Below are 12,294 nucleotides of genomic sequence, written 5' to 3'. Positions count from 1 at the left end.
TGTAGCCACCGTTGTCGCGCGTCTTGGGGCCTGGCTATCGGTCTAGGGCCTTGTGGCGGGCCGCCACAGCGAATGAGTTCTGGAATCCGAGATGCCTTGAGTAGCCGTATCTCACCGAACATGATCGCTTGATTCCAGCTGGTCAGGCATGGTCTCGGTCCGGGTGAGGGAGACATCCGGCGTTCTGCTTCCGCTTGTTCGTCGAGGTGAAGAACAAGGCCGCCTACCTGCGTTACGACACCGCGCTGACCGATCGCAGGCGGGGTGTCGGTGGACGCGGCGTAGCCGTGGTCGCTCGTTGGGCATCAACTGCCGTACAGACGTGTGCCCGCCGCTGGACCAGCAGGGATCGGCAGTCGGCCAGATGGCGGCCGCCTCCCGACCTCAGGCCATGCGTCCGGGCTTCACAGCCGCGTCGGCGCTGTCTTCGGCCGCGGCTGCGATCTGACCGTGGACGTAGTAGTCGGCCAGCGTCCGCACCGTTGCCGCGTCGGCGGGGAGTCCAGTCCGCCATGGCAGAAACGCATGTCCCTCCCGTCGTCTTTGAGTTCACGGAGCGTCGTGAGTATGCGGCTCCGACCTGGAATGTCTTTCATCAAGTTGCTGACTCGGACAGTTGCCTGGCTCCATGCTCCTGACGTGGCAATCTCACTGCGCAGGCGCGGGGCCCCTCGGGGCCGGTACACACCGAACCTCTGGCCAGTCTGGCTCGTCGCGCCCCTGGCCGTCGCTCTCGCCCTCATCCTGGGCTGGGGCATATACCGCTTCGCGTACGACTACTTCGCGCAGGCGGCCGCCGACCAGAAACCCCCGAAACCGGTGAACGTCAATGACGTCCTCAAGGCCAGCGTCACCGCGCTGACGCTGATCGGTGCCGTCCTCGCCGGCCTCTACGCATACCGCAAACAACTTCTGTCCGAGGGCGACGCCCACCGCGCCGACGCGAGCCAGCTCGCCGACCGCTACACCACGGCCGCCGAACAACTCGGCCACGACCAGGCCGCCGTACGCCTCGCCGGCGTCTATGCCCTCGCCCGGCTCGCTGACGACTGGGAAGAGCAACGTCAGGTCTGCATCGATGTCCTGTGCGCCTACCTGCGCATGCCCTACCAACCCGACCCAGCAGCGACAGACCATAAGACTGGCGAGCGGGAAGTCCGCCACACCATCATCCGCGTCATTCGCAACCATCTGCAGCAACCATCCGATCCGCTGTCGTGGTGCACATACACGCTCGACTTCACCGGAGCGACCTTCGACGGAGGCGACTTCTACTCAAGCCACTTCCGCGGCGAAGTTCATTTCTGTGATGCGGGGTTCATCGGCTCGGTCGACTTCCGCCTGGCGGAGTTCAGCAGTGGAAGCGTCGGCTTCCGCGGTGCAACGTTCAGCGGCGGCACAGTCGACTTCAGCGAGGCAAAGTTCAATGGCGGCACGCTCAACTACAGGGGCGCAAAGTTCAATGGCGGCACGGTCGACTTCAGCCGCGCGGACTTCAGCGGCGGCGAGGTCGTCTTCGACGATGCGGCGTTCAGCGACGGCACCGTCTCCTTCAGCGATGCCATGTTCAGTGGCGCAACAGTGACCTTCGCCAGTGCGGATTTTGAGGGTGGCACGGTCGACTTCAGCGCGGCGTTCAACAGCGGCACGGTCGCCTTCTCCAAAGCGGAGTTCAGCGGCGGCACAGTCGGTTTCCACCGGGCAGCGTTCAACAGCGGCAGCGTCCAATTCGCCGACGCGGCCCTCACCAGCGGCACAGTCGACTTCTCCGATGCGGTGTTCACCGGCGGCGCGGTCGGCTTCGTCGACGCAAGGCTCACCGGCGGCATGCTCTCCTTCGACCACGCGCACTTCATCGGAGGCACGATCAACTTCAGCGGGGCGATACGCAGCGGCAGCACGCTCCGTTTCGACGGCACGGCGTTCACCGGGACAGCGATCGATTGGGGCTCCCTGCCTGTTCCTGCGGGTGCCCAGTAGGTGACTCCCCTCGGTCACGCGTGTGGTCCCCCCGGTTTGGCATGCCTGTGGGCGGGAGCCTTGTTTCACTCAGGGGAGGCCCTGGACGGGCGTCAGCACACCACATCGTCGGAAGGCTGCCCGGCGAAAGGCTGCTTCCTGGAACTACGCCGCCGTCCTCGGGGGTAGGCAGGGCGACAGCACCTCCTTCTGAACCAGCCGCGGTAGTCCCATGCCCGGGATCTCGCGCCCAGAAGCTGTGAACAAACCCCTCGGGGCCTGATTTTTGGCGGCCTCGCCAAGGAGGTCCGACTGCTGTCCTGTCTCGCTGAAATGCTCAGCCACGTTTTATTCAATGGCCGTCAGCGCTGGCGGTCGGCTGCTGATGTGGCCAGTTCGGCCAGCTTGGTGGAGTCCGGCAGGCCGATGAGTTCGGCGCGTGCCTGTTCTGCGCAGGAGGATGCCATCCGGGCCGCCTTGTTGAGAGCGCCGGTGCGTGTCATTTATGGAAGGGCTCAGTCGACGAAGTCGCCGATGAGGGTGGCGAATTCGTCGGGGGTGGCCGGGCGGATGCCGGGCCGCATGACGCGGCGCACCATCCTTGTGGTCTCGGTCTTGCTCGCGCCGGGCTGCCCGATCACGACACGGCGCGCGGATCGTCCTGGGGCACGACGCCTGCCAGCACGGTCGGTGTGATCAGCTCGTGGAAGATCCAGTTGTGCTCTGCGGCCGAAGCCGGTGGTAGGCGACGCGGGGCTGCGTGGTGGTGGGCTGGGCGATGCGGCGGACCGGCTCGGACCAGGCGGCCGCACGTTCACTGTCGCGCTGGGGGGCTGCAGCTTGCAGCGTCGTCGGCGGGCGTTGTGCGGGGTGGCCAGCTGCGGGCGTCGCCGATGCCGTTCGCGAGGGCGAGGATGATGCCCAGCAGCAGGAACGGCGCGGAGGAGAAGCCCCACAGGGCGGCGGGCAAGACAGTCCCGGTTACCGAGCCGCGTAGGGGGCGGTCCAGGGCGATGACGTCGATCGGGTCGCCGGGCTGCCGGTTGCCGCAGTAGCGGCTGGTCTCGTGCCGACCGCCGTCCCAGGGGTCCGTCCAGGTAAACAGGCAGGTGTCTGCGGCACCGTGTCCGGTCGTTGCGACGTGGGCGGCGACCGGGCGGCCCAAACCGTAGACGAAAGCGACTGGCAGCAGCAGCGCAGCACCCACCAGGAGGAGGGCGACGGGCTCGCCGCCCAGGAAACGCCAGAGCGGCGACCCTGCCCGAGCTGGAGCATGTGGAGCGCTCTCAGGCCCTGCCGGAGCCATGGTGAGCATCGCCAGCAGGGTCCGTGAGTGCGGCGTGGACACCCAGATCCGGACGGCACCACCCTCTGGCACAGGTAGATAGTCGACCTCCCGATGCCCCCACATGCCGCCGCTGCCGCCCCACTTCACCTTGCTCACCTGCTGCACGGTGCCGCCGCACGCCAGCCGCAGGGCCTCACGCCCGTACGGCCGGAATTCCACGACGCCCGCCTGGGGCAGCAGCCGCACGCGTCCGCGGACGAAGCGCCGGGGGTACGGCGGCGCGAAGCCATGCAGCCTGCACCAGATCCGGACCTCGTGCCCCGCGGCGGCTCTCCGCGCCATCCAACGGCCCCAGACCGCCATCGCCAGACCAACGAGCGGCAACCAGCCCAGCGCGAGAAGTGGGCTGCTGCCGGACGGCAGCCACGTGAATTCCATGACGGCATACATACAGCCTGACCTGCTCGTGACGATAGGCGCGGGAACAAGCATGATCGCCGGACCATGGCGGAACCCGGCAGGCCTATCCCCTACAGAAGCGGCCCGACGCGCCCCACGCTGCCCGCCTTTCGGACACGGCTCACCACCGCTGCAACCTCTCATCGCCGCACCACCCGCCGGCTGCGGCTGCACACGGAGGCGGCGGGCTCCGCTCACTAATGATCTCTGTGTGATGCCACCCGCTGAAAGCCCGTTTATGCACCCGCGGGGATGGTCCCGGGATGGGCGGCACGGCGGCTCACCGGGGACCGGATCACCGACATCCATGTCTTTCAGGACACCGAGCGGCTGCTCCCGCATTTCAACCTGCCCCCGCACATCGGCGAGCAGGAGGTGTGACGCAGCACACCTTCATCGACCGATGACTCCGCTCGTGCCCCTCGGTCATACCAGCGACAACACCGCAGCAACACAACGGACAGACAGGATGACTGACATGACCGCCACCGTTAAGGGCCCTGCCAGCTACTTCCCTTCCATCGAGAAGAAGTACGGTCGCCCGGTTCCGGAGTGGAAGGACCTGATCCGCTCCTCGCCTCTGACCAAGCACATGGAGCTCGTGAACTGGCTCAAGGCCGAGCACGGGCTGGGCCACGGTCACGCCAACGCCCTCGTCGCGCACACCCTCGCCGAGCGGTGCGGCAACTGAGCTGCCACGCATGCGAGCACACCGACCTCGCCGCGCTCGCCTGCTGTGCGTAGGGATGCTCCCTCGAACCGGGCCCCGGTGACGTCGGTCAGTCCGAGCGGGGGCATGCCGGTGTTCACGCTTCCGATCCTGGCGCCGGTCAGATCGGTGTCGCGCAGGTCAGCACCCCGTAGATCGCATCCGGCCAGGCTGACCTCGCGCAGTGAAGCCCCGCGCAGGTCTGCGCCGCTCAGATCGCAGAACTTAAACCAGCACCTGGCTTTGTCCGCGAGAACGGACAGCACTTCGACAGTGGTCCGGGAGGTGTCTTGCCGTCCGCACTGGCTCGGAACATTCACGGGTTCTGACAGCACCAGGCCTTGCTACCCAGCCGAGCGCGGCGGTGGTCTCAGCGCCAGTCGTCGATCACATACGCGTCGGGGTGGCTGTACCCGGGTTCGTTGGGCCTGTGCATGGTCACGCCCTGCAACCAGCTGCGGAAACCGCGGTCGATCATGCGCCGGTAGGCATCCGGGCGGCCCAGGTTCATGCCGGCGTCCAGTTGCCCCAGCCCACGCTCGGCGGCCAGCCGCTCGCACGCGTCGAGCAGTCGCTCGAACCGGTCGGCGGCCTCCGGACCAGGACGTACGGCGCCGAATTTGACGAAACACACGTCCGCGCCAGCCTCCGACCCGGCTCCGCAGTGGCAGACGGCCAGGCCATCGAGCTCGGAGCCAGCGCCACGGAGCAGGATGGTGTCACCGAGTCCCTGCGCGTGCGCGGCCACGATCTCGCGTTCCAGGCTCAGGCCCTCGTACACGGCTCCCGTCAGTGCGCGACAGAGACTCAGCGCGTCGGTCCGCTCGGCGGCGGGCAGTTCGCCATAGAGGACCCGGCCGGGGACTGCGGCACCGTCTGCGACCTGCTTCTTCATGATGGCTGTGAGGAATCGAGGCCAGAAACCGTACCGGCGGTAGAGCTCAAGGTGCTTGGGACTGTGCGCGAAGGTGAACAGGCCGAGGTGGCGGTTCCCCCAGGCGTCGAAGCAGTCCATGACCGGCTCCATCAGACGCCTGCCGATGCCCTGGTCCCACAGATCCGGACGTACGGTCAGCGGTCCGAAAAACCCGACGCTGCCCCAGTTGGCGGCGAAGTTCGATCCAACTACTTCGCCCTCGACCGTCGCCGCGAATGCCGCCCGCGGATCGGCCGCCCAGCGCGTACGGACATAGTCGATGGTCCCGAAGGGATCAGGGGCCCCCAGGAAGGTCCCGAAGGCGACCCCGCAGATCTCATCGGCCCGATCCAGGTCCGTCCCACCCAGCGGGCGGACTGATACCGGGGCCGCGCCACTCTTGCGCTGCGCTGCTGGTGGGATCATCACTCTCTCCCTCCGGCGTCCCTTTCCATCGCACCACGGAGGTGCGTCGCAGGCGAGGCGAGCGGTCCGGCGATATACCTGAGGATCGAGGACCAAGCCGGTCTACCTTGCAAGCTGGTCGCCGACCTGTCCCGGCTGGTCACCCTGGAACCCGGGGACGTGATCCTCACCGGCACACCGGCCGGTGCCTCGGTGGTCGCGCCGGGGGACGTGGTGGAAGTGGAGGTGGGCGACGGCAAGGTGAGCACCGGGGTGTTGCGCAACCCGGTCGCCACCGCCGACCACGACCTGGAGCCGTGGGGCGCACAGCCCAAGGCGGACCGGACGGAGGAGGAATCGGCGTACGGACTCGCGTACGAACCCCTTCCCCTGCTGGACGAAGACCTCGCCGATGGTCTTCGTTCCGTGGCCGTGGCGACGCTCAGCGCCCAGCTGCGGCAGCGAGGTCTGCCTCACATGTCGATCGACGGGGTGCACCCCGCCACGCCCGGCACCCGCATGGTGGGCGTCGCGCACACCCTGCGCTATCTGCCGCTGCGCGAGGACCTGTTCGACAAGCACGGCACCGGCATGAACGCCCAGAAGCGGGCGATCGAGGAGCTCCGGCCCGGACACGTGCTGGTGATGGACGCCCGGCGGGACACCTCCGCGGGAACCCTGGGCGACATCCTCGCCCTGCGGGCCCAGCAACGCGGCGCGGCCGGGGTCGTGACCGACGGAGGGCTGCGGGACAGCACGGCCGTCGCCGACCTCGGACTGCCGGTGTTCCACGGCGGAGCCCACCCCTCGGTGCTCGGCCGCCGGCACGTCCCGTCGGACACCGGCGTACCCGTCGCCTGTGGCGGTGCCCTGGTCCAGCCGGGCGACCTGATTGTGGGCGCAGACGACGGCGTGGTCGTTGTACCGCCCGACCTCGCCACGGAACTGGTCGCAGCCTGCCGAGAGCAGGAGCTGCAGGAGCGGTTCATCGCCGAGCAGGTGCGGGGCGGGGCGAGCGTCGACGGCCTCTACCCGCTCGGGCCGGCCCGGCGTGAGCAGTACCGCACCTGGTGCTCCAAGAACGCCGCCAACAACGACATCGAAGGAGAACAACCGTGAAGTTCCGCAGCGACCCGTCCATGATCCGAGGCTCCATCGCCCCGGTCGTCACCCCCTTCACCGCCGAAGGAGCGGTCGACCACGACAGCCTGGCCGGGCTGATCCGCTTCCAGCTGGAGTCCGGTTCGCACGGTATCTCGCTGGGCGGGTCGACCGGTGAGCCGAGCGCGCAGAGCGTCGCCGAGCGGATCGCGGCGATGCGTACGGCGGTGGGGGTGATCGACGACCGGGTACCGTTCCTGCCCGGCACGGGCTCGCACAAGCTCGACGAGACCCTCGAGCTCACCGCGGCCGCACAGGAGCTGGGGGCGGACGCGGCCCTCGTCATCACCCCGTACTACGCGCGCCCCACGCAGGAGGCGCTGTACCAGTGGTACGCGACCGTCGCAGGGGAGTTCCCGGACCTGCCGATCGTCGCGTACAACGTGCCCTCCCGCACGGCCGTCGACATCGACCCGGAGACGGTCAGGCGGCTGTTCACCGACTTCGAGAACTTCGTGGGAGTGAAGGAGACCACAAAGGACTTCGAGCACTTCTCCCGCGTGCTGTACGCCTGCGGCCGGTCACTGCTGGTGTGGTCCGGTATCGAGCTGCTGTGCCTGCCGCTGCTCGCGCTCGGCGGAGCCGGTTTCGTCTCGGCCGTCGCCAACCTGGCGCCGACCGCGGTGGCGCGGATGTACGAGCTGTGGGAGGCGGGAGACCCCGAGAGCATGGACGCGGCCCGTGACCTGCACTACCGGCTGCACCCGCTGGTGGACCTGCTGTTCGTCGAGACCAACCCCGCGCCGGCGAAGTGGGTTCTCGCCCAGCAGGGCCGCATTGCCTCCCCCCACGTACGCCCACCGCTGACGACGCCCACCGAGGCGGGTCTGACGAAGATCCGCGGCCTGCTCGCCGAGGGCGCCGACCTCACCGCACCGATCGGAGCCTGACGCTGACCGTCGACAACCTGCCCTCCGTCATCCGGCACTGGATCGGTGGGGAACTGGTCGACAGCGCCGACGGGCGGACGTTTCCGGTGACCGAGCCGGTCTCCAACACGCCCCACGCCCAGGCCGCCGCCGGCGGCCCGGCCGACGTCGACCAGGCGGTGGCCGCCGCCCGGGCCGCCTTCCCGGTCTGGTCGGCGATCTCCAACCGTGAGCGGGCCACCGTGCTCAACCGGATCGCGGACGCGGTGGAGGCCCGCCACGAGCGGCTCGCCGCTTTCGAGACGTACGACACGGGGCTGCCCATCACGCAGGCGAAGGGACAGGCGCGCCGCGCCGCCGAGAACTTCCGCTACTTCGCGGACGTGATCGTTGCCCTCGGTGAGGAGGCGTTCCGGCAGGGCGGCGACCAGTTCAGCTACGTCGTCCGTACCCCCGTCGGGGTCGCGGGACTGATCACGCCGTGGAACACCCCGTTCATGCTGGAGAGCTGGAAGCTGGCCCCCGCCCTGGCCTCGGGCTGCACGCTGGTGCTGAAGCCGGCCGAGTGGACCCCGCTGTCCGCGTCGCTGTGGCCGGAGATCTTCGCGGAGGCCGGCGTCCCGGCGGGTGTCGTGAACATCGTCCATGGCATCGGCGAGGAGGCCGGCCAGGCCCTGGTCGACCATCCTGACGTGCCGCTGATCTCCTTCACCGGCTCCACCGACACCGGCCGCCACATCATCCGCTCGTCCGCCCAGCACCTCAAGACCACCTCGATGGAACTGGGCGGCAAGTCACCGGCGATCGTCTTCGCCGACGCCGATCTCGAAGCCGCCCTCGACTCGGTCGTCTTCGGCGTCTTCTCCCTGAACGGCGAGCGCTGCACGGCCGGTTCCCGGGTGCTTGTGGAGCGGCCGGTGTACGAGGAGTTCACCCGCCGCCTGGCCGAGCGGGCGGCGAGCGTCCGCGTCGGTGAGCCAGCAGACCCGGCCACCGAGGTGGGCGCACTCGTCCACCCCGAGCACTACGAACGCGTCCTGAACTACGTCGAGACACCACCTGAGGAGTGACCGATGCCCAGCCTGCCCGCGCCCTTCGCCCGGATGATCGAGGTCCGCGGAATGCCGTGCACGGTGACCGGGACAGAGGATCTGTCGCCGTCGTTCCGGCGTGTCCACCTCGCCGGCGAGCGCCTGAAGGGGCGTGAATGGGCACCGTGCCAGGTGACCACGTTCCTGGTCTCGCCGACCGCGTTCCGGCGCTACACGCCAGACGCGGTCGACACCGCCGCGGGACGCATGTCCGTCCTGTTCTACCGGCACAGCGTCGTTGTCCCGGGCCCGCCTTCACCCGGAGACGCGTGGCTGGACAGTTTCGCGGTCGGCGACCCGGTCTCCGCAATGGGGCTGGAGGCGACGCGAAGCTTCCGAGCGCGTGCCGAACCGGGAACCGCACTCGTGTGCGGCGACGCCACCACGGTGGGCCTGTGGTCCTCGATGATCCGCTGGCTGGGTGACCGGGGCCGGGTGCGCGGTGTGGTCGAGGTGCCCGCACAGGACGTACCGCTGATACGCGACCTGCTGCCCGGTGTACAGGTCGTCGCGCAGAGCCCGCAGCCGGGGGAGGCGCTGTTGTCCTGGCTGGGCGATGCCCCACCGGAGGCGGTCACACACGCCTATCTGTCCGGGCACGGGCAGACCATCCAGCGCGCGCGGAATCTGGTCCGTACCCGGTATGACCTGCACCGGTCGGCCATCTACACACAGCCGTACTGGGCGACGGGGAAAGTGGGCCTGTGAGATCCTCTGGCAAGTTCCCCTGGTTAAGGTGGCCATGGACGACCCCCGACAGACGGTGCCGCACGCCGTAGGTCTGATCCGGCACAAGATCTCCGTTCCCGACGTGCCCGAGCGTCTGGTGGCACGGCCCAGGATCGAGACAGCTCTCGGTGCACTGATCGAGCGACGTCAGGTGGTGCTCGTACTGGCGACCGCGGGCGCCGGCAAGACCACCGCCGTCAGCCAGGCGACAGCACACCTGCCCCACCCGGTGGCATGGCTGTCGGTCGATGCGACCGACGCCCGTCCGGGACGTCTGCTCGCCTACCTCGAAGACGTACTGGCACAGCACGCACCCGCCGCACACCAGGTGGCGACCCGCGCGCTGCGCGCGGGCATCCAGCACACGGAGTCCGCCGGGCTCCTCGCCGAGTCGCTGCGGGGACACGCGCATCTCGCGCATACCTACCGGCTGGCCGGCCGGGCAAGGCTGTCGGCGATCGAGGCACTGCTTGCCCGCAATGAGGGCGACTACCTGCCGGACCGTACCGCGCAGTGGGTGGCGGAACGGCGCGGGAAACTGTCCCAGCAAACCGCCGACGCACTCTCATCGGCGGCCGAACTCGCCCTGCGGCTGCACCAGTACGGCGACGCCGTCCGCCTGTGCGAACAGGCAACCGCGATCGACCCGCTCCGCGAGGTGGCCTGGCGTGTACGGATGCGTGCGGCGAACGCGCTGGGCGACGACGACGGAGTCCTCACGGCGTTCCAGGGCTGCGAGACAGCACTGGCCCAGATCGACGCGACCCCCTCTCTCAGCACTCGCAAGCTGCTCAAGCAGCTGCAGCGGTAGTGCAGTTGTTTCGCGGTCGGCGCAGCGGCGCGCCGGGCAGCGCCCGCCCAGATGGTTACCACAGCGCGCTCGCGGCATCGGCAACGGCGCCTTTTTCATGAGGCTGACCTGAGCCGGTCACAGCTGGGGCGGCGTCGGCTGAGCTGGCGCGACGCCCGCAGGTGGGTATCCGGTCCCTGCCCAGCCGCACGGCGGCCATTCGTGACCTGACTGCCGAAGTCCCAGCCGCAGTCGTTAACCGCCTTCTGGGCGTCAGCACCTCAAGCGCTACAAGCTGGGCCAAGAGATCATCCAACGCTTCATACGCTGCTGAAGTAGCCCGCCGAAGTGACCCGGACAAGTGACAACTGACACGGTGGCGGTAGAGGACACTGCGCTGGCGGTGACCGCAACTTGTGGGCCCGGTACAAGCGCCTACACCAGCCAGTCGGACTGGCGGCCCGTCAGCGCAGCAATCGGGCGTAGCCACGGGTCAGCTTGGATGGCCGCCGCGGAATAGGCCGGTGGCCCCGATCCTCCGGCACCGGGACCACCGGCACGAACGGGAAGCTGCTGTGGTTTCAGCTCAGGCGTTAGCCGAGAACGGCGAGACCGGCAGCGGCCGCGCGGTGCTGGTAGGCGCGCAGTCCGGGGGGCGCCGGGTCTGCAACCGGCGTTTCACGAGTGCTACCGGCCCGGCCGCTCGGGCTCCATCCGGAAGCGGACGAAGCGGGTCTTGGCGGCGGCCGTGCGCAGCTCGTCGTCGGTGGGCTGCCGATCGCCCGGGAGGCCGAGCATCAGCCCCTTGGCGGCCTTCGGGCCTTTGCGGCGGCCGAACTCACTCAGCAGGGCGGCGACTTCCTCAGGGTCCTCGACGACCGTCGGGACGGCGCCGTGGTCCTGGCCCCGGATGCGCAGCCGGACGGCGGACCCTTCGCGCATGCTGGGAATCCAGCCGAGCTGGGAGGACATGGCGAGCACCGTGCCGGGATCCCAGTCGAAGTAGCCGATGGGGACCGTGAATTCGCGACCCGTCCGGTGCCCCTTGTACGTGAGCAGCATCAGGCGCCCGCTCAGCGGCTTGTGGAAGCGGGAGGCGAGCAGCGGCCGTACGACCTTGTTGGCGGCTCGGAAGAGCTTCACCATGGGTGGCCTGGCCGTGTTCGCCGCGGGCGTGCCGGAGGTGCTCACCAGATGCCGCCGGGGACGGTGTGGACGATCTCGGCCTGGTCGCGCTTGGTGTAGGCGTCCCAGTAGTGCTCGGCGATGGTCTCGGGCTCGGTGCCGGGACCGCTGCCGATGAATACCCCGATGGCCACGTGCGCGGTGTGCACCCCGTGCTCGGCGAGGTCGATGCCCAGGGCCATGGCGTAGTTGCGCAGGGCCGCCGCCGCGACGCCGATGCTGCCGAACGCGCCGCCGAGCGGTCGGACCGAGGAGGCGCCCGTGGAGAACAGCAGGGTGCCACTGCCGCGTTCGAGCATGGCGGGCAGCACCTGACGGACCGCGGCAACCGCTCCGTACAGGTAGTAGTCGAGCTGCTTGTGGAGGTCCTGCGCCGTGGCGTCGACGGCGGCGGCGCCGTCGAAAGTGGGGTCGGCGGGCGAGTACTCCAGTACGTCGACGGCCCCGAACCGGTCGGCGACCGCGGCGAGCGTCGACTGCAGCGAGTCGGGACGCGTCACGTCCGCGGCGAAGCCCGCGGCCTCGATGCCCTCCTCGGTGAGCTGTGCGGCGAGCGCGTCGAGCTTGTCCTGGGTGCGGGAGACCAGGGCGACCTGGAACCCCTCCTTTCCGAAGCGGCGGGCGATGGACAGGCCCAGGCCTGGGCCTGCCCCGATGACGGCGATGACGGGCATGGGTGGTGCTCCTCTGGTCGGACGGGCTGGACGGATGAGGGGCACCTCCCGCCCCGACA

15 protein-coding genes are annotated in these 12,294 nt (G+C 69.0%); 8 read left to right on the top strand and 7 right to left on the bottom strand.

Annotation, left to right across the window (positions count from 1 at the left end; all coding sequences use genetic code 11):
• Window positions 1-819: 819 nt before the first annotated feature.
• A complete protein-coding gene (locus ACGFNK_RS43065) occupies window positions 820-1,980 on the top strand; it encodes a pentapeptide repeat-containing protein (RefSeq protein ID WP_393426006.1) in 1,161 nt (386 codons plus the stop codon).
• Between the two features lie 341 nt (window positions 1,981-2,321).
• Here ACGFNK_RS43065 and ACGFNK_RS43060 read toward each other — a convergent pair whose 3' ends face one another.
• The 3 genes from ACGFNK_RS43060 to ACGFNK_RS43050 form a co-directional block, all read right to left on the bottom strand.
• Window positions 2,322-2,462, bottom strand: coding sequence for a hypothetical protein (locus tag ACGFNK_RS43060; protein WP_393426003.1), 141 nt, complete (start codon window positions 2,460-2,462; stop codon window positions 2,322-2,324).
• Window positions 2,463-2,474: 12 nt separating this feature from the next.
• Window positions 2,475-2,600: a hypothetical protein gene (locus tag ACGFNK_RS43055; RefSeq protein ID WP_393426000.1), complete on the bottom strand. Its 126-nt coding sequence runs from the start codon at window positions 2,598-2,600 to the stop codon at window positions 2,475-2,477.
• Between the two features lie 173 nt (window positions 2,601-2,773).
• Window positions 2,774-3,685, bottom strand: coding sequence for a hypothetical protein (locus ACGFNK_RS43050; RefSeq protein ID WP_393425997.1), 912 nt, complete (start codon window positions 3,683-3,685; stop codon window positions 2,774-2,776).
• Between the two features lie 273 nt (window positions 3,686-3,958).
• On the opposite strand from ACGFNK_RS43050, the gene ACGFNK_RS43045 reads away from it, so the two are divergent.
• Together ACGFNK_RS43045 and ACGFNK_RS43040 are read left to right on the top strand one after the other, a co-directional pair.
• Complete coding sequence (locus tag ACGFNK_RS43045; RefSeq protein WP_393425994.1) at window positions 3,959-4,087, top strand: hypothetical protein; 129 nt, start codon at window positions 3,959-3,961, stop codon at window positions 4,085-4,087.
• A 97-nt stretch (window positions 4,088-4,184) separates the two neighbouring features.
• Window positions 4,185-4,397: a DUF4287 domain-containing protein gene (locus ACGFNK_RS43040; protein ID WP_393425991.1), complete on the top strand. Its 213-nt coding sequence runs from the start codon at window positions 4,185-4,187 to the stop codon at window positions 4,395-4,397.
• On the opposite strand, the gene ACGFNK_RS43035 is transcribed toward ACGFNK_RS43040, so the two are convergent.
• Entirely contained in the window at window positions 4,346-4,681 is a 336-nt protein-coding gene (locus tag ACGFNK_RS43035; RefSeq protein ID WP_393425988.1) for a pentapeptide repeat-containing protein, read from the bottom strand. The genes ACGFNK_RS43040 and ACGFNK_RS43035 overlap by 52 nt on opposite strands.
• Before the next feature lie 104 nt (window positions 4,682-4,785).
• A complete protein-coding gene (locus ACGFNK_RS43030) occupies window positions 4,786-5,757 on the bottom strand; it encodes a GNAT family N-acetyltransferase (RefSeq protein WP_393425985.1) in 972 nt (323 codons plus the stop codon).
• On the opposite strand from ACGFNK_RS43030, the gene ACGFNK_RS43025 reads away from it, so the two are divergent.
• From ACGFNK_RS43025 to ACGFNK_RS43005, 5 genes are read left to right on the top strand one after another with little or no spacing between them, the layout of a single operon-like run.
• Window positions 5,737-6,855, top strand: coding sequence for a fumarylacetoacetate hydrolase family protein (locus ACGFNK_RS43025; RefSeq protein ID WP_393426120.1), 1,119 nt, complete (start codon window positions 5,737-5,739; stop codon window positions 6,853-6,855). The genes ACGFNK_RS43030 and ACGFNK_RS43025 overlap by 21 nt on opposite strands.
• Window positions 6,852-7,787: a 4-hydroxy-tetrahydrodipicolinate synthase gene (gene dapA / locus ACGFNK_RS43020; RefSeq protein WP_393425982.1), complete on the top strand. Its 936-nt coding sequence runs from the start codon at window positions 6,852-6,854 to the stop codon at window positions 7,785-7,787. Before ACGFNK_RS43025 ends, dapA begins: the two co-directional genes overlap by 4 nt.
• Window positions 7,784-8,836, top strand: coding sequence for an aldehyde dehydrogenase family protein (locus tag ACGFNK_RS43015; protein ID WP_393426117.1), 1,053 nt, complete (start codon window positions 7,784-7,786; stop codon window positions 8,834-8,836). Before dapA ends, ACGFNK_RS43015 begins: the two co-directional genes overlap by 4 nt.
• Window positions 8,837-8,839: 3 nt before the next feature.
• On the top strand, window positions 8,840-9,565 hold the full coding sequence (locus ACGFNK_RS43010; protein WP_393425979.1) for a siderophore-interacting protein: 726 nt from the start codon (window positions 8,840-8,842) through the stop codon (window positions 9,563-9,565).
• 34 nt (window positions 9,566-9,599) lie between these two features.
• Window positions 9,600-10,397 (top strand): BTAD domain-containing putative transcriptional regulator, encoded by a 798-nt coding sequence (locus ACGFNK_RS43005; RefSeq protein WP_393425976.1) that lies wholly within the window; start codon window positions 9,600-9,602, stop codon window positions 10,395-10,397.
• Between the two features lie 666 nt (window positions 10,398-11,063).
• Here ACGFNK_RS43005 and ACGFNK_RS43000 read toward each other — a convergent pair.
• Both ACGFNK_RS43000 and ACGFNK_RS42995 read right to left on the bottom strand, forming a co-directional pair.
• A complete protein-coding gene (locus ACGFNK_RS43000) occupies window positions 11,064-11,567 on the bottom strand; it encodes a hypothetical protein (RefSeq protein WP_393425973.1) in 504 nt (167 codons plus the stop codon).
• Complete coding sequence (locus ACGFNK_RS42995; protein WP_393425971.1) at window positions 11,564-12,235, bottom strand: SDR family NAD(P)-dependent oxidoreductase; 672 nt, start codon at window positions 12,233-12,235, stop codon at window positions 11,564-11,566. Before ACGFNK_RS42995 ends, ACGFNK_RS43000 begins: the two co-directional genes overlap by 4 nt.
• Window positions 12,236-12,294 lie beyond the last annotated feature (59 nt).

It is taken from the genome of Streptomyces sp. NPDC048825 (genome assembly GCF_043198355.1).
GTDB classification, from domain to species: Bacteria; Actinomycetota; Actinomycetes; order Streptomycetales; family Streptomycetaceae; genus Streptomyces; species Streptomyces xiangluensis.
Note: the sequence above shows the minus strand (reverse complement) of the source record. Positions and strands in the feature narration are given on the sequence as shown.